22 protein-coding genes are annotated in these 22,719 nt (G+C 43.2%); 9 read left to right on the top strand and 13 right to left on the bottom strand.

The window, feature by feature from the left end; translation table 11 throughout:
- The first annotated feature begins 36 nt into the window (after positions 1 to 36).
- Together F893_RS08525 and F893_RS08520 are read left to right on the top strand one after the other, a co-directional pair.
- Positions 37 to 1,245, top strand: coding sequence for a DUF1615 family protein (locus F893_RS08525; RefSeq protein ID WP_005251469.1), 1,209 nt, complete (start codon positions 37 to 39; stop codon positions 1,243 to 1,245).
- Positions 1,212 to 1,865 carry an HAD-IB family phosphatase gene (locus F893_RS08520; protein ID WP_004279988.1) on the top strand — a complete coding sequence of 218 codons (654 nt, stop codon included), beginning with the start codon at positions 1,212 to 1,214 and terminating at the stop codon, positions 1,863 to 1,865. Before F893_RS08525 ends, F893_RS08520 begins: the two co-directional genes overlap by 34 nt.
- A 194-nt stretch (positions 1,866 to 2,059) precedes the next feature.
- Here F893_RS08520 and F893_RS08515 read toward each other — a convergent pair whose 3' ends face one another.
- Both F893_RS08515 and F893_RS08510 read right to left on the bottom strand, forming a co-directional pair.
- A complete protein-coding gene (locus tag F893_RS08515; RefSeq protein ID WP_004279989.1) occupies positions 2,060 to 3,154 on the bottom strand; it encodes a fatty acid desaturase family protein in 1,095 nt (364 codons plus the stop codon).
- Between the two features lie 14 nt (positions 3,155 to 3,168).
- Positions 3,169 to 4,233 carry a flavin reductase family protein gene (locus F893_RS08510; RefSeq protein ID WP_004279991.1) on the bottom strand — a complete coding sequence of 355 codons (1,065 nt, stop codon included), beginning with the start codon at positions 4,231 to 4,233 and terminating at the stop codon, positions 3,169 to 3,171.
- Between the two features lie 152 nt (positions 4,234 to 4,385).
- Between F893_RS08510 and fabR the strand changes: the two genes are divergently transcribed.
- Positions 4,386 to 5,066, top strand: coding sequence for an HTH-type transcriptional repressor FabR (gene fabR / locus F893_RS08505; protein ID WP_004729898.1), 681 nt, complete (start codon positions 4,386 to 4,388; stop codon positions 5,064 to 5,066).
- Positions 5,067 to 5,127: 61 nt separating this feature from the next.
- Here fabR and F893_RS08500 read toward each other — a convergent pair whose 3' ends face one another.
- From F893_RS08500 to F893_RS08470, 7 genes are all read right to left on the bottom strand, one after another.
- The gene (locus tag F893_RS08500; protein ID WP_004279994.1) at positions 5,128 to 5,928 is read right to left on the bottom strand and encodes an alpha/beta fold hydrolase; all 801 of its coding nucleotides are present in this window, start codon (positions 5,926 to 5,928) and stop codon (positions 5,128 to 5,130) included.
- A gap of 134 nt (positions 5,929 to 6,062) precedes the next feature.
- A complete protein-coding gene (locus F893_RS08495; RefSeq protein WP_026056550.1) occupies positions 6,063 to 6,329 on the bottom strand; it encodes a PAAR domain-containing protein in 267 nt (88 codons plus the stop codon).
- A gap of 144 nt (positions 6,330 to 6,473) precedes the next feature.
- A complete protein-coding gene (gene rapA, locus F893_RS08490) occupies positions 6,474 to 9,311 on the bottom strand; it encodes an RNA polymerase-associated protein RapA (RefSeq protein WP_004279996.1) in 2,838 nt (945 codons plus the stop codon).
- A 143-nt stretch (positions 9,312 to 9,454) separates the two neighbouring features.
- A complete protein-coding gene (locus tag F893_RS08485) occupies positions 9,455 to 10,099 on the bottom strand; it encodes an RluA family pseudouridine synthase (protein ID WP_004279998.1) in 645 nt (214 codons plus the stop codon).
- Positions 10,100 to 10,232: 133 nt separating this feature from the next.
- On the bottom strand, positions 10,233 to 10,940 hold the full coding sequence (locus tag F893_RS08480; RefSeq protein ID WP_004280000.1) for a phosphopantetheine-binding protein: 708 nt from the start codon (positions 10,938 to 10,940) through the stop codon (positions 10,233 to 10,235).
- Between the two features lie 132 nt (positions 10,941 to 11,072).
- The gene (locus F893_RS08475; protein WP_004280001.1) at positions 11,073 to 11,375 is read right to left on the bottom strand and encodes a hypothetical protein; all 303 of its coding nucleotides are present in this window, start codon (positions 11,373 to 11,375) and stop codon (positions 11,073 to 11,075) included.
- Positions 11,376 to 11,595: 220 nt separating this feature from the next.
- A complete protein-coding gene (locus F893_RS08470; protein ID WP_004280003.1) occupies positions 11,596 to 12,012 on the bottom strand; it encodes a GlcG/HbpS family heme-binding protein in 417 nt (138 codons plus the stop codon).
- A gap of 244 nt (positions 12,013 to 12,256) precedes the next feature.
- Between F893_RS08470 and F893_RS08465 the strand changes: the two genes are divergently transcribed.
- Entirely contained in the window at positions 12,257 to 13,489 is a 1,233-nt protein-coding gene (locus F893_RS08465; RefSeq protein WP_004730312.1) for a transposase, read from the top strand.
- A 45-nt stretch (positions 13,490 to 13,534) separates the two neighbouring features.
- Here F893_RS08465 and hemL read toward each other — a convergent pair whose 3' ends face one another.
- From hemL to F893_RS08450, 3 genes are all read right to left on the bottom strand, one after another.
- The gene (gene hemL, locus F893_RS08460; protein WP_004280005.1) at positions 13,535 to 14,836 is read right to left on the bottom strand and encodes a glutamate-1-semialdehyde 2,1-aminomutase; all 1,302 of its coding nucleotides are present in this window, start codon (positions 14,834 to 14,836) and stop codon (positions 13,535 to 13,537) included.
- 38 nt (positions 14,837 to 14,874) lie between these two features.
- Positions 14,875 to 15,495, bottom strand: a complete 621-nt coding sequence (gene thiE, locus F893_RS08455) for a thiamine phosphate synthase (protein WP_005107266.1) — start codon at positions 15,493 to 15,495, stop codon at positions 14,875 to 14,877.
- 780 nt (positions 15,496 to 16,275) lie between these two features.
- On the bottom strand, positions 16,276 to 16,659 hold the full coding sequence (locus tag F893_RS08450; RefSeq protein WP_004280007.1) for an Mpo1-like protein: 384 nt from the start codon (positions 16,657 to 16,659) through the stop codon (positions 16,276 to 16,278).
- Between the two features lie 328 nt (positions 16,660 to 16,987).
- Here F893_RS08450 and F893_RS08445 point away from each other — a divergent pair, with 328 nt between their 5' ends.
- Together F893_RS08445 and F893_RS08440 are read left to right on the top strand one after the other, a co-directional pair.
- Positions 16,988 to 18,445 carry a CYTH domain-containing protein gene (locus tag F893_RS08445; protein ID WP_004280008.1) on the top strand — a complete coding sequence of 486 codons (1,458 nt, stop codon included), beginning with the start codon at positions 16,988 to 16,990 and terminating at the stop codon, positions 18,443 to 18,445.
- Positions 18,446 to 18,598: 153 nt separating this feature from the next.
- The gene (locus tag F893_RS08440) at positions 18,599 to 20,053 is read left to right on the top strand and encodes a CYTH and CHAD domain-containing protein (RefSeq protein ID WP_004280009.1); all 1,455 of its coding nucleotides are present in this window, start codon (positions 18,599 to 18,601) and stop codon (positions 20,051 to 20,053) included.
- Positions 20,054 to 20,075: 22 nt separating this feature from the next.
- Here the strand turns inward: F893_RS08440 and F893_RS08435 are convergent, their stop codons facing one another.
- Positions 20,076 to 20,708 (bottom strand): hypothetical protein, encoded by a 633-nt coding sequence (locus tag F893_RS08435; protein WP_004280010.1) that lies wholly within the window; start codon positions 20,706 to 20,708, stop codon positions 20,076 to 20,078.
- Positions 20,709 to 20,819: 111 nt separating this feature from the next.
- On the opposite strand from F893_RS08435, the gene F893_RS08430 reads away from it, so the two are divergent.
- From F893_RS08430 to F893_RS17870, 3 genes are all read left to right on the top strand, one after another.
- Positions 20,820 to 21,221 (top strand): DUF3144 domain-containing protein, encoded by a 402-nt coding sequence (locus F893_RS08430; RefSeq protein WP_004280011.1) that lies wholly within the window; start codon positions 20,820 to 20,822, stop codon positions 21,219 to 21,221.
- A gap of 118 nt (positions 21,222 to 21,339) precedes the next feature.
- Entirely contained in the window at positions 21,340 to 22,404 is a 1,065-nt protein-coding gene (locus F893_RS08425; protein ID WP_005251461.1) for an amidohydrolase family protein, read from the top strand.
- Positions 22,405 to 22,416: 12 nt separating this feature from the next.
- On the top strand, positions 22,417 to 22,683 hold the full coding sequence (locus tag F893_RS17870; RefSeq protein ID WP_129716442.1) for a hypothetical protein: 267 nt from the start codon (positions 22,417 to 22,419) through the stop codon (positions 22,681 to 22,683).
- Positions 22,684 to 22,719: the final 36 nt, after the last annotated feature.

Below are 22,719 nucleotides of genomic sequence, written 5' to 3'. Positions count from 1 at the left end.
CTTATTCGCTCATCTTTTCAATTAATTTACGACACCATGAATAAAACTTTCGCTTCTTGTTTTTCTTTTAAGTCATTGTCTGTACTTGCACTTTCTCTGAGTCTTGCCGGCTGTGGCAATGGTTCATGGTGGTCAAAAGAGGATGAACCGACACTTGAAGTTGAACATATTCGTAAAGCTATTCCAAGCCGTGTCAACCAACGTGAGTCTTGGGCACAAGATATTTATGACATCACAGAGCAGCTTGGCATTCCTCAAACCAAGGAAAATGTTTGTACGATTGTGGCAGTGGTTGATCAGGAATCTAACTTTGTTGCAGATCCTACTGTTCCGGGTTTGGGTGAAAAGGCAGTTAAGGAAGTCCAAGGCCGTCTTGATGAAAAATTCAAAGATAAACTTGGTCAAGCAATTGGTGGCACAGTTGCAGGATATTTCCAGGAAGTTCTCAAGAACCATCCGAGTCCTGAAGACAACTACTTGAGCCAGATGCGCCGGGTCAAAACGGAACGTGAACTCGACGAATTATATCGTGAAATATTCGATTATATGGCGAAGCACTATCATGTTAGCGCTCTGACTGGTGCTGCCAAACTGGTCGGCCAGAATATTGGCGAGAAAATGAATCCGATTACCACCTTGGGTTCAATGCAGGTACATATCAGCTATGCGAAAGAACATAAACGCCAAGGCGGCAATATCGCGGAGTTACGTACTGATCTCTACAGTCAATATGGCGGTCTGTATTATGGGATTCATCGCCTGATGATGTATCCGGCAGATTATGACAAGCCGATTTACCGTTTTGCGGACTATAATTCCGGTATGTATTCCAGTCGAAATGCTGCTTTCCAGAGCATGTTGAATGATTTAACTGAGGCCGAACTCGATCTGGATGGCGATTTATTACTCTACACCAAAGATGGCGCGATCCGTTCGCAGAAGAGTCAATCTGAGCGTGAGTTAATCAGTGTTTTTGCCAAAAATAATTTTATTATTACTGAACGTCAAATCCGAGCTGATTTAAAGAAAGAAAAAGACAAAGACTTTGAAGATACGATGACTTATCGTGGTGTCAGCAAGCTCTATCAGGAAAAAACCGGTAAAGACCCTATTTATGCGATCATGCCTGAAGTGGTTATTTCCGGACCAAAATTAAGTCGTGATTATAATACCAACTGGTTTGCTACCCGCGTCGATGGACGATATCAAACATGCATGCGCAAAATCAAAAACCTAAAACTCTAGCCTTATTTGATTTTGATGGAACCCTATATCTGCATGACAGTTTTACCGGGTTCATTTTCTACGCCTTGAGAAAACGGCATATTGTGAAACGCGGCCTGCAAATTCTGCCGTGGATCCAGGCTTATTATTTAAAACTGTATCCAGCACACCGCATGCGTCCCAAGTTGTATGTCAGCATGTTTAAAGACAGTGATGCAGAGGAAATTCTGCATTTGGCTCAAGACTATGCACAACAATTGATGCTTAAGTTAAATCCGAAATTATTAGAACAGCTTAGGCAACATCAAGAATTAGGCCATGAAGTGGTGCTAGTTTCCGCATCTCTGGATTTATATTTAAAACCGGTCTGCAGCTATTTAAATATCGATTTAATCTGTAGCGAAGTTGAAATCAAAGCTGGGAAATTGACAGGGTTTTATCAAACTCCTGACTGTAGTAACACACAAAAGAAAATTAGAATTCTAGAAAAATATAATCTGGATAATTATGCTGAAATTTATGCTTATGGGAATAGCAAGGAAGATATAGAAATGCTCAGTCTGGCGCAGCAACGCTATTTTGAGGGTCAAGATCAACAGCTTCCAAAAATTAATATTTCAGCTCATTCGATGCCATATTAGTCCTTTCTATTTTATCTGGCTGACCCTACTAAACACCTTTAGACAATGCTATAAATGGCAGATTAACTTTTTACTTTATGCCTTGAAATTATCTTAAATAGCTTCGCAATCAGGGCTTTTACTTCCTGTAAGTATTAGCCTCCTAAATAAAAAAAACCACTTCAAATGAAGTGGTTTTTTAGCTTTAAGAAAAATTATTTCTTAAACGGAAATGCATATTTCACAATACGTTTGATCACACTGCCGTACTGTTTTACCAAGCTGGCATTGTTATAGTTCAAACCATATTTTTCACAAACAGCTTGGACTTTTGGTGCCATTTGACGATAGCGACGTGCAGGCACATCAGGATACAGATGATGTTCAATCTGATGACTTAAATGGCCGGTTAAAATATGGAAAGCCTCAGAACCAGTCAGATTGGATGAACCACGAATCTGGCGCATATACCAGTGACCACGACTTTCATTTTGCAGTACCGATTTCGGGAATACTTCCACATCTTTGGTAAAGTGACCACAGAAAATGATACTGAATGTCCAGATATTACGCAGACCATTGGCCACCATATTGCCGGTCAAAACCGGTAAAGCCGCAGGACCTGCGATGAGTGGAAAGAATACATAATCTTTAAACAGCTGCTTACCGATTTTATTCTGCATTGGACGCCATTCTTCTTTGGTCTGCTCTTTGCTTTTGCGACCTTTGAAGTATTTACCCAATTCAAGATTCTGAATTGCAACCCCCCACTGGAACAATAAACAGAATGGCACTGCATAAATCGGTTGCAATAAATATCCCGGTTTCCAGCGCTGTTCCGGGAACAGGCGTAATAGGCCATAACCGATATCATCATCCATACCTTTAATATTGGTATAAGTATGATGCTTAAAGTTATGGGTTTGACGCCAGTTGTCTGAAGTCCCTACAATATCCCATTCATAAGTCTGACCATTGAGTTTAGGATCATTCATCCAGTCATATTGACCATGCATGACGTTATGACCCAACTCCATGTTTTCCATGATTTTGGCAAAGCCTAATAAGCCTGTACCCAATAACCATGCTGGCGGGAACCAGCCTGCAAACAATAAGGCGCGACCGGCAATCGACGAATAACGAATAGTTGAATAGACACGGCGGATATATTTGGCGTCTTTCTCACCTAGATCATCTAACACTTCTTGCTTAATCGCATCAAGTTCACGTGCAAGTTCATCAAGTTCAAACTGGGTTAATTCACGGTTTTTAGGATTTTTAAAATACTGTAATTTTACTGGCATATTCATAGGATAAAACTCGCTTATAAGTCGATGACAAGGTCAGTCTGCGCTGAGTTAATACAAATTTTGAACAGGTTGCCGGGTTCGGTATTTTGCGCACCATTGACCAAATTCTTGGTCGAACCTTCTACTTTATTGCAGGCACATTTATTACAAATGCCCATACGGCAACCATGTGTCGGTTTAATATTTTGCTGTTCCAGGCTCACCAAAATGGACTGGCCTTTTGGAATGCTGACAATTTTTTTCGACTGGGTCAGGGTGACATTAATAAAGCCGGTATCCGATTGATCCGCCAAGCTCATGCTGAAGGCTTCACCTTTAAACTGTTTTGCCTGAGCAAAAAGCTGTTCTGCTTTGGATACAAAACCTGAAGGACCACAGCAATATACGATGCTATTTTCCAGATTTTGCAGATCGGTCAGATAGGTTTCATCCAGACGCGCAGCAGCTGGCTGTTCTTGAGTGGCATACACATGAAATGAGAAATTTGCATGTTTCTGAGCAAGTTCTTCAAACCGTGCTTTAAATGCGGCATCCTGATCTTTTTTAACCCAGTACCAGAGAGTAACCGGTGCAGATAGTTCACCTTTTTTGCTCAAGCTTTCCAGCATACTGAGCATTGGGGTAATACCACTCCCTGCTGCAAGCAAGATCAATAGACTCATCTGCACAGGCAAGGTCATATCACCATAAGGCTGACCAAATTCGATCACATCACCTACTTGTGCCTGTTCTGCCAACCAGGTACTGACTTTACCGGCATTGACTTTTTTCACGGTCAATAAAACATGTTGCGCATCTACACGGGTCAAACTATAGCTACGTTCATAACGGATGCCGTTTACCACCACATAGACCGGATGATGCTGCCCTGCTTCACCAAACTTAAATAAGCGATTCACTTGAATTTTCAGACTCAGCATATCCTGTGCTGCATTTTCTATATGCACGATCTTGCCTAATGGCTGATTCAACGACCATACAGGATTGAGTTTCTGAATCCAGAAATTAATTGCATGCTGATCAACTACACTATCAGACAGTGCATTCAATGGCATTTTAAGTTTTTGCAGTACATGCATCGTTTGTGACATCACCTTGGGTTTTTAATTATTATACACATGTATATATATTTGTATATACAACTGTATTTTTTCTAATCATTTCACAAGCTTGACTGGCTCGGTTATAATAAAATGATTCATGCATGAACCTATCGATGAACGAGCCTTCAATGAAAATAAGCAGTGACGCATCTTTATTACAATCGAAAAGCATTGATGAGCCGATTATCGTACGGAGTGTCGGTCGCAAGGCCACCATTACCAAGGAAGAACTGTTTCAGGCTGCGTTGAATCTGATTGGGCCACAAAAAAGTATTTCCTCTTTAAGTCTACGTGAAGTCGCGCGTGAAGCTGGTATTGCACCGAACAGCTTCTATCGTCATTTTAAAGATATTGATGAACTGGCCATTGAGCTGATTGATCGTGCCGGAATTGTATTGCGTCAGATTTTGCATGAAGCACGTCTGCAAGCTTCTCGCCAGAACAGCATCATCCGCAGTTCTGTGGAAGTTTTTATTGCCCAGCTGGATGCCGATGAAGGCAATCTGAGCCTGTTATTACGTGAAGGCTATACTGGCTCCAAGTCTTATAAACAGGCGGTAGAACGCCAGTTAAATTATTTTCAGCAAGAACTTCAGGATGATTTGATTCGTCTAGAACGCCTAAACAACAAGAAGTTATTTCATCCGGATATTGCCGCCAAAGCCATTACCCAACTGGTCTTCAACATGGGCGCCAATGTGATTGATATGCCTGCCGAAGACCGCAAAGAAATTGCCGAACAGACCATGATCATGATCCGGATGATTCTGGAAGGTGCGCGCCATCTGGAAGATTCTCAACTGCGCTAATTTTCCGATTTGCATGAAGCTGTATAAAAGAGACGTAATCAACGTCTCTTTTTTATGAGGATTACAAAAGTGCGAGTTGGGCTTTAACCACCGTTGCAGTGGCTTCCGGATACTCAAGCGGGAACATATGCCCGCCCTCGACCACTGAATAATTAATTTGATAAATCTTGTGCATGCCTTGGGGTAAACCCTGCTGATAAAACTGGCTCTGCTCTGCAGTCATCAAATGAATCGGTACTTCAGGCGGTCGGCGTGGTGTTCTCCACCACCACGCGGGTACTGTCCGGAAGATTTCCGCTTCTACCTGTTTTGGAATGGTTAACGTCACCCCACCGCGTTCAGGTTCTGGCTGAATACCGCTCTCGATATAATCAGCAAAACACTGCTCATCGAAATTTTTAAATAGGCGGTTAGATCTCAAAGCTTCAATCGCGACCTGTTTCGATGGCCAATAATCTTTGCGTTTCAGCGTTATTCCTGCAGGTGTATAACGATCAATACTTTTCAAATTCAGCTTTTTGACCAGTTCAAATATGGCGCTGTTTTTTCCAATCACAAATGGTGGATCCATAATGACTAGTTTGGAAAATAGTTCGGGACGTCGATACGCCGCCATCAGGGTCACCAGACCACCAAAGGAATGTCCTAAGCCAATCACCGGCTGCTGAGGAAATTGCTGCTCGATATCTGCAATGACTTCATCGACCAGATAACGCCAGTCTCGCGTAATTGGATATTGCGGGTTCATGCCAATAAAGGGAATCGCTTTGACCTCATAGTCTTGCTGAAAACAGTCCAGAAACTTTTGATAAGTTGCGGAAGGGATACCATTGGCATGAGTAAAATGTAGGGCTTGCTTCATTATTTTTAAACGCAGCGCGTATTCATCCTGAAATCGTAAGATGAGCTTACCGCTTTAAAGATTTATTCGGCAGCGCACAAATGCTCAAAGCATGACCTCAAAGTCATTTCTCGCTATTTCTAAAAAATAAAAGACTATTTCTGTGATACAGTCAAATGTTGCATCGGTAGAAAAGTCGCTCCGCAACTGGCCTTATCTCCCGCAATGACTACCGCTCTTCCTTTGACTGTAACTGATAAGTCGCTAGCAATTGCTGCGACCATGGTCTGGCATTTTGGACAATAATGCTTCATCCCATTTAGATGCACGGCTATACCATTGATCAAAAAAGAGGGTTCACATTCAGTCACCATGCCGCCATGACTGGTCTTTGTGCCAAGGGTAATCAATGCTTTTGACATACATTTGTCATTCTTATTATTCAGTAGGCTAATTTTAAACAGGAGAAAAATGACAGGCCAGCATTCTCCGACAAAAAAATAATAAACCTGGATTTTGCCCATAAAAAAAGCAGCCGAAAGCTGCATTTTTTAATTGTGTAAAACTTAAGGCTTGACCACGACCATCACCTGAATCGCTTCAGGCGTTACCGATAGACCATCCAGTAGGCTTAGACCTTCTTTCTGCAACTTCTGTAAACGCGCAATTTCATCTTCACGGATACTTGGGTTGAACTGTTTCAGATAGGTCAGGCGATCAATTTCATATTGCCATTTGTTGCCATACACTTCTTTGGCTTGCTGCTTGAAGCCCGGCAATGCACTGCGTGCCAGTTCAAGCGCTTGCTGATAACGAGCTTCAATCACATCACGACGTGCTTTCACCACCTGACGGCAGCTATTGCCATCTAAATGATGCAAGTACGGTTTCAGGATTTCTGGTGCAATCTTCTGGGAGAGATCCTGACCTTTTTCACTAAGCAAGACACGAATCAACTGTTGCGGCAAGCTAGACGGCAAATTCAATGCTTTCGGTGCCACCACATCGACCTTGAACCAGACTTCTAATAATACCGAACCTTGTGGCAATGCTGCCGATTTTAATACCGCAACGTTGGTGCTACCAAAGCCTTGCGTATTGATCATTTCCATCACGCTTTCAGTGAATGGATGTTCAAGGGTCAGGTATTGTGCATCTTCACGGATCTGTGCCTGATCACGATAAAAAGTGGCAGTGATGCCTTCTTCATCCAGCGTCAAACCTTGAACCTGCATTTGATCTGTTGGCTTGATGATCACGGTACCGTTACTTTGCTCGTCAAAGTCAATATTCGTAGACGCCATAAAGCGTTTCATGAAAATCGGCAAAGTGGTATTATCATCATAATCTTCAAGCGCGTTGACAATTTCCTGTGCGACCACTGGACGGCAAGAGTTGTATTCCAGCAGACGGTCACGACCTTCCTGCAATTCAGCTTCCAAAGCTTCACGTTGCACACTGACTTCTTCCAGCAGGTCTTCAAATGCTTGACCTTTGTCTGCAAGTAGACAGTCTTTCAAACGGACAATAAAATTTTCCTGCAAGGTTTGTGCAGTTGGGGAAATATTACTGAAAATATTCAAGGCTTCGTTATACCAGCGGAACATGCGTTCTTGCGCAGTTCCCACCAGATAAGGCACATGAATCTGAATCCGGTTTTCTTGACCGATACGATCCAGACGACCAATACGCTGTTCTAACACGTCTGGATTGGCTGGAAGATCGAATAAAATCAGGTCAGAGGCAAACTGGAAGTTACGACCTTCCGAACCAATTTCCGAGCAGAGTAAAATCTGCGCGCCATACGAATCTTCAGCAAAATACGCCGCAGCCTGGTCACGTTCCAGCAGGCTCATACCTTCATGGAACATTGCGGTACGGATACCGGCATGTAGACGCAGTACATTTTCCAGCGCTTCAACTACTGGCCCACTACGTGCAATCAGTAAGACTTTCTTGTGTTTTAAATCGGTACGCAAACGCTCCATCAGCCACATCACGCGTGGATCGGCTTCCATCCACGAGCCGTCTAGCTGAGCTTCTTCAGGCCACATTTGCTCACGCAACTTACCATCTTTCGACCAGTGTTCCGGTGCTGGTAATGGTGCCGGCTGACAGTCACGACCCGGGAAGCCCTGAATGGCTTCACGCGTATTACGAAACAGGATACGACCGGTACCATGACGGTCTAAAAGTTCGTGAATGGCACGGAAACGCTGCTCAGGATGATCTTCAATTGAATGACCCAACAAGGCCTCAATCGCAGTCAAATGTTCTGCTTCAAGTGGCAGATTTGACATCAACACTTCTGCAATTTTAGCGGTGTGCTGATATTGCGCTTCTTCATCCAGGAAACGATCCAGCGAGTTAAAGCGCTGCGGATCGAGTAAACGCAGGCGTGCAAAGTGACTTTCTACCCCGAGCTGTTCCGGTGTTGCCGTCAATAACAATACGCCCGGCGTATGTTCAGCCAGTTCTTCGACCAGATCATAACGGTCATTACCGCCATCTTCTTCGCTCCACATCAAATGATGTGCTTCATCGACCACCAGCAAGTCGAAACCGGCTTCGAGCGCCTGTTCACGCAGATCTTCATGGTCGACCATCAAATCGACAGAGGCAATAATTTTTTGTTCGGTCAGGAATGGGTTTTGTTCAGGATCATGCTCTTTGATTGATGCAGTACGGGTCAAATCAAATAACGAGAACTCAAGATTGAAACGACGGCGCATCTCAATCATCCACTGATATTGCAGCGAATCTGGTACTAAAATCAGGATGCGTTCAGAACGGCCAGTTTTCAGCTGTTGATGGATGATCAAACCGGCTTCGATAGTTTTACCCAGACCGACTTCATCGGCCAGTAATACACGCGGAGCAAAACGCTGACCGACTTCATGCGCAATATACAACTGGTGTGGAATCAGGCCGACACGTGAACCGACCAGACCACGCAGTGGACTGCTTTGCATATTGGCCTGCATCAGCAGCGCTTCAATACGCAGGTCATACCATTCTTTATAATCGACCTGACTGGCCAATAAACGGTCTAGAGGCTTGGACAACTGGATGGTGGCACCAATGCGGGTTTCATTCAGCGATTTACGTTCTTCAGTCCCATCTTCCAGGGTACGAATGACGTGATAACGCACCACGCCATTGCGGTCTTCCACGGATTCTACAATCCATTTGGTCCCTTCCTGATCCTGTAATTCATCTTTCACATTAAATACGATACGAGATAAGGGTGCATTGCTACGTGCATAGACGCGAGTTTCATCGCTTTTCGGGAATAAAATGCTAACCGACCGCTCATCAACATCAATAAGAACGCCTAAACCGAGTTCTGTTTCAGTATCTGATAACCAACGTTGACCAATAGCAAATTGCTGCAATTTTTCCACCTTTATCTTAAGTACAAGATTATGAATATTAGGCTCAATCACGAAACGTCATTGGAGCAAAATTCCATACCTTCAAGCAATGTATTTTGACATAAAGCTCACTAAAAAGTGAGCATAATTCACGCCGATTAAAGAAGTATTTCCTAGAACGGCGCCGGACAATAAAATTCGACCAGCTGCTCTGTTTGAGGATGATAAAAACTCAAACGTTCCGCATGTAAACATAGACGTGAACTGAGCTGTTGCTGTTCGGGTGTCGCATATAAGGTATCGCCAATAATCGGATGTCCGAGATATTGCATATGCACCCGTAGCTGATGTGAACGGCCGGTAATTGGGGTCAGTTTCACCCGGGTCACAGGCTGTCCCTGAATATTAAAATGTTCAATCGCCTGCCAATGCGTGATGGCCGGCTTATGATGTGCGGGATCTGCGATATGTAAGGGCGGACGGCTTGGATCATACACCACTGGCACTTCAATAGTGCCTTCACCTTCGAGTGTACCTGCAACCACAGCCTGATAGGTTTTATCAGTCTGGCGTTCCTGAAACTGGCGGGAAATGGTTTTTTGTCCCCATTTAGTCAGACCAAAGGCCAAAATACCGGATGTATCGCGATCCAGTCGATGAATCAGTAAAGTTTTGGGTTCTAATTTGACCAGACGGTTGATCAGGCAATCTTGTAAGTCTTCTGTTTTACCGGGAACTGTGAGTAAACCTGCAGGTTTGTGGATGACCATGAAATCGTCATCACGATGTATCAGATGTTCGGTTAGAAAATTACTCAAAGTTCAATCCCAGGCTGATCGCGAAAAACAAGGCGGCAATGATAGAAAGCTTAGCCAATAATTACAATGCGCATTTATGTAAATGACGATGAAATTTCCGATTTAGCGCATAAAAATGCTCAATCTCAGCGCATCAAGCTGAGGATTGTAAAATGAAGCCTGCCAATTCATGCAAAGACGGATGCTTTAGCACATCTTCATAACGGATATTGGCACCATGCGCACGCCATATACCGACTAGACTCACCACCGCTACCGAATCCAGACCATAATTTTTTAAATCGACATAGGGATCAATTTCCAAGGCATCCATATCCAGCTGTTCTGCGACAGCCAACATAATGCCTTTGGTCGACAATACATATTCTGACGGCGCGCTTAAATCCCATAAGCGAGTCAGGCTATAAGTATTTAAGTGATGTATGCCCTGTGCCGAAATATTTTCGATCCATTGAATATGCTGATCTTGATTCGCCACTAAAATGGCGTCATCGACCACACCGATTTGATCCGTCACACTCATCAGATGCGGCAAAATCTGTTTCAGCATTGGCGTGACCTGACCGGCAAAAATTAGTTGCGGATGCGTTGAGGCATATTCTCCCAATTGCTGCATGCCTTGCATCAGGTCATCACCATATAAGTCAACAATCGGAATATCGAGTGCTTTGGCTTTATTGCTGATCTGGATCAGATGACTCATTAGGTCGCTTTCTTGTATGCCTACCATCATCCTTAAATTTTGTAATCCCACTAAAACCAAAACAGATTCATTTGATGCAAGCTGCCATTTGGCTTGGGATGGAGCAAGTTGGATTTTTTTAGGGATGGGGTACAGCATGGGAGGCTCTTATAAATACAAAATAGCATGATGATTCATGCTATTTTAGTTTAGCATCGATTTGAAAAACACTTTGATTTCACAGAGGTTTATTGTTCTAATTTCGTATCATCGCCATTATATTAAATGGCTTTAATTTTGCTTAGCCCTATATTCATTAAATGCTAGAAGCATTCCCTCTTTTTGTTCTGCGGAGGCATCTGGAAATGAATAAAATCTTTCATAATCTTTTCTAAATTGGCTGCTTTCAATTCTTTTAGCTAAGTCATCAATAAAACCTTTTCCTTGAGTCTGATATTGCTGAATCGTTTGTTTATCTAGGCAGATAGTTTTCGCCCAAGAAACTGCACTCATATTTATACAAACATTGAGGTATATATTTTCGCTATCCTCATATAGTTCCCAAAAATAAGGCTCTATTTCTATAAGTTGCATTTCACTAGTATTTCCAAACTTTTAATTATTTCTAAAATTAACATAATACACGTTATACGAAATTCTTTTGATTTCCTTTTTAAATTATAACTTTATTGTATATAGACAAGCCCACTCATTAGCGATTGGGCTTTTTAGTTGATATTTCACGTTCCACGCTTCATTTTGGTACAACTTTGAATGATTTTATTAAATTAAGCTGATCAATTTCTATTTTGGATTAGCTTTGCTTAGCCAAAAATTTCTCAATGGCTACCTGTGCAATCTCCGCATCTTCAAACGACTTCACACCCGACACACCCATCGCACCGACGAGCTGGCCTTGATACAGAATCGGTTCACCACCTTCCAACATTCCTGAGAAAGTTTCCATGGTCAGAAAACCCATCTGTCCGCCTTTGATAATATCCTCAAACAGTTTGGAGGGATGGCGACTCATAGCTGAACATTTAGCCTTTTCGACGGCCAGATTTGCAGTCATCGGTGCTGCACCATCCATACGCTTCATCGCAAGCAAATTACCCGTTTCATCTACGACTGCAATACTGACATTAAAACTGTTCTGAATGGCATATTGATGGGCTTGATCTAATAAAAATTCCGCATCGCTTAAAGTCAAATAATGTTTGGTTTGCATGAAAATGATCTCTAATTTTAAATGTAATTCCCCCTAAGCCTGAGCCATATATAGCGCAAGAATACTGGAGGAAGTCTTTAAATTTTCATTTCTATTCGATAGATGAAAGCCCTCTCCTTTAAGGCATAGGTATCTACACAATTCCTGAACTTTGCGTTAAATTGAAGAGCATGCTCTTCAATTTAACATCTCTGGCCTGGACCAGCGTCTTGTCAAGCGCTATAACAGCCTTGTAAAGCTCAATATGAACCCTCTTGCTTCACTTGCTCCGGCAATCAAAGACCTGGCTTCTGCCCAAAAGTCGAGTTTCGCAACCACACAAGCGGTCTGGCGATTCCTGAATAATGACAAAATCTCTTTTAGTCAGTTAAACCAGCCAATTGAACATCTTGCATGTGAACAGATCAAGGCATCACCGCATCAATATGCATTGATTGTTCATGACTGGTCTCAGCTACAGTATGTGAAACACCATCATAAAATTCAGCGCCTGCAAAGAACCCATCAATATGATTCAGGCTATGAATTGCAAAGCAGTCTGCTGGTTGATGCAGCCTCGGGACTACCTATTGCGCCACTGGCGCAGACACTATCAGATGCCTCAGGCTGCTATTCCACATTCAGTCAACACTCTGCTGGGCGCAAATCTCATCTAGATTCACTTACCGAACAAATCAAAGTGATTGAACAATATCCCATTGAGAAAACATGTGTTCATATCATTGATCGTGAAGGTGACTCCATTGCCCACCTAAGGGAAATGAGCAGCCAGGGTTTTAAATGGCTGATTCGGGCGAAAGAAGGCCATCGAATTGAGCATCAGGGCAAAACATGCAAAGTTGCAGAAGCCGCAGAACGAGTAGAAACGCAGCAGGTCCAGCCGATTGCCTATAAAGGAAACCGGCATATGTTGCATGTGGGAGAAACTGCTATCCGGATAACACGTGCAGCAAAACCGAAGAGAAATGACGATTCAGGCCAACGGGTTGCTCCCCAGCCAGGGAGTGCGATTGAAGCCAGATTAATTGTTGCCGTAGTGAAAGATGATCAGGATAAGACCGTCGCAAGATGGTCACTAATCAGCAATGTTCCATCAGAGATTACTACGGTAGAGATGACGACCTGGTATTACTGGCGCTGGACAATTGAATGCTATTTCAAGCTGCTCAAGCAGGCAGGTCATGATATTGAAGCATGGCTTCAGACCAGACCTGAAGCCATTTTAAGGCGGTTACTGATTAGCTGTATGGCTTGTGTTTTAACTTGGCGAATCCAGCGTTCTGAAGATGAACACCATCAGAAAATTCGTGTATTTCTCACCCGTCTTTCAGGTCGGCAGCAGAAAAGAGGTAGGTTGGAAAGTGCACCTGCCTTATTGGCAGGGCTTTCGATTTTACTGAACACTCTTCAACTGCTCTCGGAATATTCAATAGATGAACTCAATGAGATAGCCACAATGGCATTAGGTATCTCATAGATGTGTAGATACCTATGCCTTTAAGGAGAGGGTTTGGGAGAGGTATTACGCTTTCATCTCAGCAAAAGTTTCTTTAGCCGCTTGAATCGTGTAAGCAATATCTTCATCACTATGCGCAGCAGAAATAAATCCTGCTTCAAAAGCAGATGGTGCAAGGTTTACGCCACGATTTAACATGCCATGGAAGAATTTACGGAACGCATCGACATCGCATTTCAGCATAGAGTCGAAGCTAGTAATATCTTCCTGATCGGTAAAGTAAAGACCAAACATACCGCCCACTTGTTGGGTCTTGAATGGAATGCCTGCTTCATCAGCAGCAGTTTGTAAACCGGCGAGCAATTTTTCGAGTTGTGCGGTTAATTTTTCATAAAAACCTTCGGTACGTAAATGCTTGAACATCTCGATACCGGCACGCATTGCCAGTGGATTACCCGACAATGTACCTGCTTGGTATACCTTACCCAGTGGTGCAATACATTCCATCACTTCACGCTTACCACCAAAAGCGCCCACTGGCAGACCTGCACCAATGATTTTACCTAAAGTGGTTAAATCCGGAGTAACGCCATAATGTGCTTGCGCACCACCCAAACCGACACGGAAACCGGTCATTACTTCATCAATGATAAACACTGAACCATGTTCATCACAGACATCACGAATCGCTTGCAGGAAACCGTCAATTGGTTTCACCAAGTTCATGTTGCCTGCGACTGGCTCAACAATCACGCCGGCAATTTCCGAACCAAATTTGGCAAAGCATTCTTTTAAAGTCGCGATGTCGTTATATGGAAGTGTCAGCGTATGTTTTGCAAAATCCGCTGGCACGCCTGCCGACGTCGCTTCCCCTTCACCACTGGTCAATAAACCTGAACCGGCTTTTACCAATAATGAATCCGAATGACCGTGATAACAGCCTTCAAATTTTACAATCTTGTCACGGCCAGTATAACCACGCGCTAAACGAATCGCGGTCATGGTCGCTTCTGTACCTGAGTTGGTCATACGAACCAGCTCAATCGATGGCATGATCTCGCAGATAATGTCTGCCAGTGTGGTTTCATGAACTGTGGGCGCACCAAAGCTCAAACCGTCTACTGCGGCATCCTGAACCGCTTTAATAATCGCTGGATGCGCATGACCCAAAATCATCGGCCCCCATGAACCTACATAGTCCACATAACGTTTGCCATCGACATCATACAGATACGCACCTTGGGCTTTTTCGATAAAGACCGGCGTCCCACCGACACTATTAAATGCGCGTACAGGTGAATTGACGCCACCCGGGATATGTTTATTGGCTTGTTTGAACAATTGTTCTTGCTTTGGAGATAAGCTCATGAAGGCACTCGACTCAAAATTAAATCAATCAAAAAATTTTATGCTGTAGCTTGAAAAAGCGCAGACCATTCATCTAAACGTTCAGGAATGGCATTCATAGGAAGTCCCAATATATCACTAATCACCGCGCAATAATCCGCACCTGACTCAATGACATCCTTTGAATTTTCAACCGTTAAACCACCAATGGCACAGAGAGGCACGTTCAATTTTTCTTTGGCCAGTTTTAAGGTTTCAAGACCAATATTACCCGCTTCAGGTTTACTATCAGTCGCATAAATTGCTCCAAATGCCACATAATTCGCACCATCGGCAATGGCCTGTTTAGCCAGCTCAAGTGAGTTATTACAGCTACGGCCAATCAACACGCCTTTAGGCAAACGCGCAACAGCGTCGACAATCGAACCATCATCCTGGCCTAAATGCACACCCACGCCGTATTTAACCGCCATTTCCAGATCATCGTTAATCACGAAAGGTACGCCATATTCAGCACACATGGCTTTCATGTACTCGATTTCGTAAATTTGATCTTCTTTCGCCACTTTTTTACGGCGATATTGCAAGACCGCAACACCACCATTGGCCATTGCACCTTCCAACTTCGCTAATAAAAGCTCTAATGGATCATCATTGGTAATTAAATATAAACCGCGCATCTTGCTCGCCACTTGCTAGGATGGCTCTATTATAGGCATAACTCGGTTTAATTGCCGCCATCTTGCTGTTTCTAAGACTGGGCAGCAACAGATTTGCAGTTTTTTAGCGCAATTTGTCAATTAAATCTCAAATATCACCATTTTCAGGGATATACGGACTTTCAAATCTGCGTTTTAATCGCCTTATAACAATAATTATAACGTGTTAATGCTTACGCCCTCCGACAAACGCTTTTAGGATTTTGCAGATAACTTGGTGGAGAAGTTGCAAAATTCTAAGAGCGATTTTTTTGTCTTTTTTTCGCCTGGCTCAAGCGTACTCAAATTAATTAATATTAAAAATACCCATTTTCAGGGATAGCCCAATCGGCGCGAAGCGTCTTAAATAGCCTTAGACACAGAAAATAAACAGAAAAATAAATACCTGTGTTTGTAATACCCGATCCTTTCTGGTTTTGAGTCATTCGTTTGTGGGAAAACGTTTCAAAGCCAGAAAGGATCTTTTACTTTCAGCACAAATCCACATGAATTCTTCTATGAATATTTACACAATAGCATGAGCAAAATCTTGAACATTTATTGGTAGCAAACAGGCATAAAAAAAGCCCGGAGAAGGTCGCTCCAGGCTTGGAAAACTGATGTATTAATTAAAATATAATAGTTGATCAAAAAACCTAATCTGCAATACCATAATTATTAGAATAATAATTCTAGACTTGCAAGGCTTTTATCGAAATTTCATGCTTTAAGTGGGCACATTCCGATAAAAGTCATTCTGGCTTAACGGGAAATTTTATCGTATTTAAGGTCGATCAGACTGATATTACCACGCAGGACATCGGCAAACATGCGCCAGTCCGAGATAAAGCTATATACAGGCTGTTTGAAGCTGGCTGGTTTATTGCGCTCAAAGATAAAATGACCGACCCAGGCACAAGCATAGCCCGAGAGTAAACCATAGGCAAAATATCGCGGCTTGCCTTGACGAATGGCTTTAGCAAAACAGTATAAACCGATGCTACTGCCGGCCACGTGCAGACGGCGGCTGATGATATGCCGATGTTCGGTCAAATAGAAGCGATAAAATTCATGATAATTCTTAATCGGCATCTGGGTCTGAACCCCCACCTCATTCTTACTTTCTGGTTGTACTTGTACATTCATCTGTCATCATCCTGACGTTTTTGTTTTACCTTAGCGTATATTTTGGCCAAATAACAGCCTTTTGATTCGCGCTTCAATGTATCTTGCACATCCCCGTGAACGCCTAAATCCGATCGTTTTAGCCTAAAATGAACCGATGAAATCTAAGTTTCAAACTTCTGTTTAAGCTTTTTATGCTCAGTCAAGTCTTACATGCATTTTGATTTTGGTTACAATCTGCTGCGCACAAATCTAAAAATATAATTGCGGCTGCTGTCCGCCTCATTTCAAAACCTTATTCAAGTGAAGATTCAGTGCTTAATTGCACTGAACAGATAGGATGATCATCATGGTTGAAGTTGAACTCAAGTTCCAGATTCCTGCGGCAAGACGCACTGCGCTGCTCAAGGCACTTGATCCGAAAAAGTCTCAACAGATCCAGCTTCAAGCCAAATATTATGATACTGCCGACCGCCAACTGGCCCGGCATGGGGTGGCACTACGTCAGCGTCTGGAAGGTACACGTTGGGTTCAAACCCTAAAAGCGGCCGGAAAAAGCCATATCGAACGCTTTGAACATAATCATGATCTAGGGAAATTAACTGCATCTCCTGAACTGGATTTAGATATTTATAAGGAATTTCCAGAAGCCGGGACAATTCTCAGCAATGCGCTCGGTAATCAGTTCGACCAGCTACAACTCCAGTTTGAAACCGATATTTCCCGCACGTTAAGGGTAATTGACTATGAAGATACCCAGATCGAAGTCAGCCTGGATATTGGACAGATCCGTACTCAGCATGCCGAGCAAGAAGTACATGAAGTCGAGTTCGAACTAAAAAATGGTTCAATTCAACATCTGCTGGCCTTTAGTTTTGAATGGGTCAAGAAATACCAGCTCTGGCTCGATGTACGCAGCAAGGCAGAAATAGGCAATTTATTGGCCACTTCACAGCGCGTTAGCCCTGCGACTCTCAGCAAAGAATTTCAGATCAGCAAAAAAGACAGCGCCAGTAAAACCATGTGCAGTCTGATTGCGCAGCAGATGCAGCATTTATTGCCGAATATCGCGGCGATTGCAGCACAGGTCGCAGAGCAGGAACATATTGATCAGGCACGACTGGCACTAGACCACTTATATCTGACCTTGCTGCTGTTCAAAGACTGGCATCCTCAGCTTTCGGACAAATGGGCACATCAACTGGCGGCCTTTAAGCAGCAATTTGAACATCTGCAACATTTGCAACACATGCAAAACAGCTTGGCCGGCTTCCTGCAAAATCCAACCACGGCAGAAAATCTGAGCAAAGATATTCTGTATGCGCAGGAGAAACTCGGCAATCTGGTCAAGTCTACCCAGAATGTGCATCATTATCTGGAATTACTGATGTTCAGCTTAAATGAAAATGAGCATGCTTCCCTGGATCTGAAAACCGCTGCGCAAACTACCTTGCAACAGCAATATAAAGCCTTGCAGGAACAAATGAATCAGACGGATATCACTGATTTTGAAAGTCTGGATCAATTGTCGGGCCGGATTCAGGAACTGAAATTCAGCTTTCCGATTTTAACCACGATCTATGATGTCAAAAATTTGCAGAAATACAGCAAAGCGCTGAACGATGCTCAACTGGCAGCCAGTGAATATCAAACTTTGGCCTCTTCTGCAGTTTATATTCAGCAGACCGAGCTGGAAGCAAGTGACTGGTTTGTGCTGGGTTGGCTGACCGCCAAGCAGGAAGTCTATGCGCAAAAACTGCTTGAAGCGACCGAACAGTTCCTGGTCAGTCGTAAATTCCTGAAATAAACATATTGAAATAAAAATATTGAAATAAATATCACAAGAAAAACTCAAAGCACGCCTTCTATGGCGTGCTTTTTGTTGCAGAAGCACATCACACCCCTGCCGATCTTTGGGCTATATTAATCTGTAAAACCAACATCGCGGAGGAATGACCCGATGGCAGAAATAGAACTCAAATTTCAGATTCCGCCACAGTCTCGTGTGCAATTTGAACAGGACATTCAGAAACTTCAGCCGACTCGGCATCGCCTGTGTGCACGCTATTTTGATACTGAAGCACAGCAATTACAACAACATCAGATTGCCCTGCGGCAACGTCTGGAAGACCAGCAATGGATTCAAACCCTGAAAGCAGCGACCGAACAACAATTTGAACGTTTTGAACTTGAGCATGAATTAAAAAGTCCTCCGGAACATTGTGATTTTCAGTTATATCGCAAACATAAACCGGCAAAAAAAATTCTGAAACAGGCGATCGGTGATCTGGAGACACCACTTATTCTGCAATTTGAAACAGATGTCGTACGGTATGTACTCACAGAAAGTCATCTGGACAGCCAGATTGAGATTGCTTTTGATGTCGGAGAAATTCGGCACAATGATCAAGCCATCGATATTTATGAGGTCGAATTTGAGCTTAAATCCGGCCAGCTGAGTGAATTGATTGATTTCATTCAGCCCTGGGTTCAGCGTTATGCTTTGTGGCTGGATACACGGAGCAAATCGGAACGCGGTTTTGCCTTATTACATGGTGAAGAGAGTCTACCGGTTCAGCATCAGCTTCCCTTAGTGCTTGAGCAGAAAGATCAGATCAGTACGATTTTGCAAAAGATTGTCGTCAATTGTTTGGCTCATCTTTTCCCAAATGCGACGGCGATTGCTGCCGAAAATTATAATAGTGATCATGTGCATCAGGCACGTGTTGCGATTCGACGTTTGCGCAGTGCTTTTAAAATTTTCCAGTCCGTGACTGAACATGTACAGCCAGAATGGCCGGAACAGCTACGGGATATTTTTCAGCAATTGGGTTCTACCCGAGATCGCGATGCCTTGGCAGAAAGCCTGATTCCACAACTGGAAAAAGCAGGTTCCCCCTTACTGAAATTACCGCCACACCGTCAAAAACAGCCAAATATCAGTGCGCTGTTTAGAAGTCCTGCCACAGTAGAATTAATGCTGCAACTATTCAGCTTTAGCCAAGAAAATACAGAGGGTAAAGCTAAGTCTTCGCATAAAATTTTGTGTAAAGGCCTGAGCAAGCTGCATCAGCAAATCTATCAGGATGCCGAGAACTATCAAGAACTGGATATTGAATCCCGACATCGCACACGCAAACGGGTCAAACGCTTACGCTATAACGTAGAATTCTTGCAAAGCTTATTTCCTGAAAAAGAGGTTAAAGCTTATTTAAAAGCCTTAAAACCCTTGCAGGAAAGCCTTGGGCATTATAATGACCTGTTTGTAGCAGACGAATTATTTAGACCTTATGTCAAACAACAGGCCAAGGCTTGGTTTGTGCTGGGCTGGATAAGTGCGGAACAGCAGCGTTTGTCGAGTGAAGCAGCAGAACGTTTACAGCAGTTTGCAGAAAATACCAAGCGCTTCTGGTAAGACCGGGCTTGGTCAAACTGTGCTAGCGATATTTGCCAAACACTTTCCAGGTATTATTATCTGCCAGAGGATCGTTATAACTGTCGCTGCGTTGCTTGCGTGGCTTATCGCGTGCATCGACCAGCTCAAAATGTGGTTCGACACTCAGCACGATCCCATTCACATAAAAACGGGTGCGTGTATATTCGCTCTGGCCATGCTGAAACACATAAGTGCGTAAATCCACAAATTCACGGTGTGCCACCAAAGCTGCAGTATCGTCACTATCAAGCCACTGCCGCATGGCTGCAATCTGCTCGGGTTCGAACTGGCCGCATTTTTCGATCAGGCTGGCGACCCCACGAAAAGTTTTGGATTCCTTGGCGCGGGTTTTATTAATGCGAATCCGGTCAACATGAAAATAAAACAGCGGCAAGTTTAAATGACTCGGCAGATGGATCGCATCCAAGATTTCATCTTCCATAAAAGGCTGAAACAGATCCTGTGCCCTTTCAATCAGCCCGAGCCACTGGCTATAGTATTCATCTACCTGTGACTGGCTGCCATAATAAATCGGCAAGCCTTCAACATTGGCTAGATTTGCCGGTGGCCAAATATTCTGGCGCAATAAGGCAATATCACTTTTTAGGCTTTGTACTGCAATCGCATCCTGCATGGCATTCACTTTTATATGCTTAGGCTATTTTTTAGATTAAGGCAAAGGTTTAGTTTCTGCAAGGCTTTGCCTATAATTAACGATTGAGATTTTAGTGTTAGGAACAAATTCATGGTTCAAAAGATTGAAGCAACCGATGTAACCGAAGAAGAAGCGTTAAATGCGGCATTCTTTGAACGTGCTGATGAATTTATTCAACAAGCCAACGAGTTTTGTCGCGTAGAAAAAGGCTCACAGGAAAAACCGAGCGATAAGCGCGGTCAAGTCAGTGCGGCGATGTTATTTGGTACTGCCCGTTTCAATACCTGGGTGGCAGCGAATAACTTTAAAGATGGGAATGAAATGCGCGATGCCAAAGATCAGGTCATGTCTTATATCTTGCAGCAATTTCAAATGATGCTGGAAGATAACTATGATGAATACTGTGAACAGTTCGAAAACTATTTACGTTTCCGTCACAATGAAGAGTTTCATGCCAACAAGCATAACCATGATCACAAGCATGATCATTGATTAAAATACGAAAAGCCCCGCGGGGCTTTTTTTATTTGCTGTCATTTATCATATTGACTTTAAAGTGATTTAAGCACTATATAAATTGAATAATAAATAAACGAAAACAAGGCATAGCATGCAGCAACTTCCCTTCCCGATCATTGACCCTCATATCCACCAATGGGATCCGTACAATACCCCACATGCGGCAGCGCTAGCGGTAAAGCTGTTCGGCAATCATCCCAAATTACTAGACAGAATGGTTCGACTGTTGAAACCCAGAGACGTCATTGAGACCATTGGCCTGACACAGCACCTGACTGCACCTTATCTGCCTGCAAATTACAAGAAAGATGCAGGACATTATGAAATAGAGCAGATTGTGCATGTTGAAGCCAGCTGGCATGACCATAAAGGTACGGGTGTGGTAAATGAAACCCGTTTTATCGCTGGGCTTCCTTTTGATCAGCACACTATCCAATTGGGTGGAATTGTCGCCACGGCGGATCCGCGGCAGAAAAATTTTAAACAGTTGATTCAATTGCATCGCAAAGCTTCTCCCAAGTTTCGGGGCATCCGTAAAATGGCTGCAGTACATCCAGATAAAGGGATTCATGCCTGGACCGATGAACCGCATCTCTATCGCAACACAGATTTCCTGAAGGGCTTTGACGAACTGGCCAGGCAAGATTTAAGCTTTGATGCCTGGGTGTACTCTACCCAGATTGCGGATGTTACTGCGCTGGCCAAAGCCTTTCCAAACACCCCTATTGTGCTGGATCATCTGGGTACGCCCGCAGGTTTATTTGGCAAAGTGAGCAAAGCTACAGGCAAGACCGAACAAGATCGCACCCAGATATTTGCAGACTGGAAAGATCAGTTGGCAGAACTGGCCGAATGCAAAAATGTATCGACCAAAATGTCTGGTCTGTTTATGCCAGTCTTGGGACATGATTTTCACACGCAGAAACGGCTGGCAAGTAAACAGGAATTAGTGGAACGTGCCGCACCCGTGATCCAGCATACTTTAGACTGTTTTGGTTCTGGGCGCGTGATGTTTGCATCCAACTTTCCAATGGACAGTGTCAGTAGCTCACTCACCAACATTATTGATGCCTTTAGCGATATTGTGCAGGACTACAATGAAAATGCCTTAAAGCCGATTTTTTATGAAAATGCTAAACGTTTTTATCGACTTTGAGTAGATGAGGACATGCTAAGTTGGATAACAGATTCCAGTCTAAATACGCCTTCAGGCAAAGGACTTTGTATTTTACTCACTATTATTTCAAGCTGGATAACGTCTTATTATTATCAAGTGGCGATCCATCATCCTTTTGATCAAGATATTGCTTTCGTTTCAACTTTGCTTGGCTGTGGAATATTGATTTTCCTTCTTATTGTATCTGTTTGGAGTCTGCTCCTATCTATCCTTGCAAGCTTAACTGGAGGGATTGTTTTTAGCCATAGAGCAACCTAAAGCATAAAACTAAAATAAAAAAATCCCCTCACTTGA

Origin of the sequence: Acinetobacter sp. CIP 102136 (assembly GCF_000369685.1) — a bacterium.
In the GTDB taxonomy this organism is placed as follows: domain Bacteria; phylum Pseudomonadota; class Gammaproteobacteria; order Pseudomonadales; family Moraxellaceae; genus Acinetobacter; species Acinetobacter fasciculus.
The sequence above is the reverse complement of the archived record's forward strand: the minus strand, read 5'-3'. Positions and strand labels throughout refer to the sequence as shown.

What these genes read in the sequence shown, in the direction of transcription:
- F893_RS08525 (WP_005251469.1), top strand. Translation starts at nt 37, where the DNA reads ATGAATAAAACTTTCGCTTCTTGTTTTTCTTTTAAGTCATTGTCTGTA.
- F893_RS08520 (WP_004279988.1), top strand. Translation starts at nt 1,212, where the DNA reads ATGCATGCGCAAAATCAAAAACCTAAAACTCTAGCCTTATTTGATTTT.
- F893_RS08515 (WP_004279989.1), bottom strand. Translation starts at nt 3,154, where the DNA reads ATGAATATGCCAGTAAAATTACAGTATTTTAAAAATCCTAAAAACCGT.
- F893_RS08510 (WP_004279991.1), bottom strand. Translation starts at nt 4,233, where the DNA reads ATGCATGTACTGCAAAAACTTAAAATGCCATTGAATGCACTGTCTGAT.
- fabR (WP_004729898.1), top strand. Translation starts at nt 4,386, where the DNA reads ATGAAAATAAGCAGTGACGCATCTTTATTACAATCGAAAAGCATTGAT.
- F893_RS08500 (WP_004279994.1), bottom strand. Translation starts at nt 5,928, where the DNA reads ATGAAGCAAGCCCTACATTTTACTCATGCCAATGGTATCCCTTCCGCA.
- F893_RS08495 (WP_026056550.1), bottom strand. Translation starts at nt 6,329, where the DNA reads ATGTCAAAAGCATTGATTACCCTTGGCACAAAGACCAGTCATGGCGGC.
- F893_RS08480 (WP_004280000.1), bottom strand. Translation starts at nt 10,940, where the DNA reads ATGCTGTACCCCATCCCTAAAAAAATCCAACTTGCTCCATCCCAAGCC.
- F893_RS08475 (WP_004280001.1), bottom strand. Translation starts at nt 11,375, where the DNA reads ATGCAACTTATAGAAATAGAGCCTTATTTTTGGGAACTATATGAGGAT.
- F893_RS08470 (WP_004280003.1), bottom strand. Translation starts at nt 12,012, where the DNA reads ATGCAAACCAAACATTATTTGACTTTAAGCGATGCGGAATTTTTATTA.
- F893_RS08465 (WP_004730312.1), top strand. Translation starts at nt 12,257, where the DNA reads ATGAACCCTCTTGCTTCACTTGCTCCGGCAATCAAAGACCTGGCTTCT.
- hemL (WP_004280005.1), bottom strand. Translation starts at nt 14,836, where the DNA reads ATGAGCTTATCTCCAAAGCAAGAACAATTGTTCAAACAAGCCAATAAA.
- thiE (WP_005107266.1), bottom strand. Translation starts at nt 15,495, where the DNA reads ATGCGCGGTTTATATTTAATTACCAATGATGATCCATTAGAGCTTTTA.
- F893_RS08450 (WP_004280007.1), bottom strand. Translation starts at nt 16,659, where the DNA reads ATGAATGTACAAGTACAACCAGAAAGTAAGAATGAGGTGGGGGTTCAG.
- F893_RS08445 (WP_004280008.1), top strand. Translation starts at nt 16,988, where the DNA reads ATGGTTGAAGTTGAACTCAAGTTCCAGATTCCTGCGGCAAGACGCACT.
- F893_RS08440 (WP_004280009.1), top strand. Translation starts at nt 18,599, where the DNA reads ATGGCAGAAATAGAACTCAAATTTCAGATTCCGCCACAGTCTCGTGTG.
- F893_RS08435 (WP_004280010.1), bottom strand. Translation starts at nt 20,708, where the DNA reads ATGCAGGATGCGATTGCAGTACAAAGCCTAAAAAGTGATATTGCCTTA.
- F893_RS08430 (WP_004280011.1), top strand. Translation starts at nt 20,820, where the DNA reads ATGGTTCAAAAGATTGAAGCAACCGATGTAACCGAAGAAGAAGCGTTA.
- F893_RS08425 (WP_005251461.1), top strand. Translation starts at nt 21,340, where the DNA reads ATGCAGCAACTTCCCTTCCCGATCATTGACCCTCATATCCACCAATGG.
- F893_RS17870 (WP_129716442.1), top strand. Translation starts at nt 22,417, where the DNA reads ATGCTAAGTTGGATAACAGATTCCAGTCTAAATACGCCTTCAGGCAAA.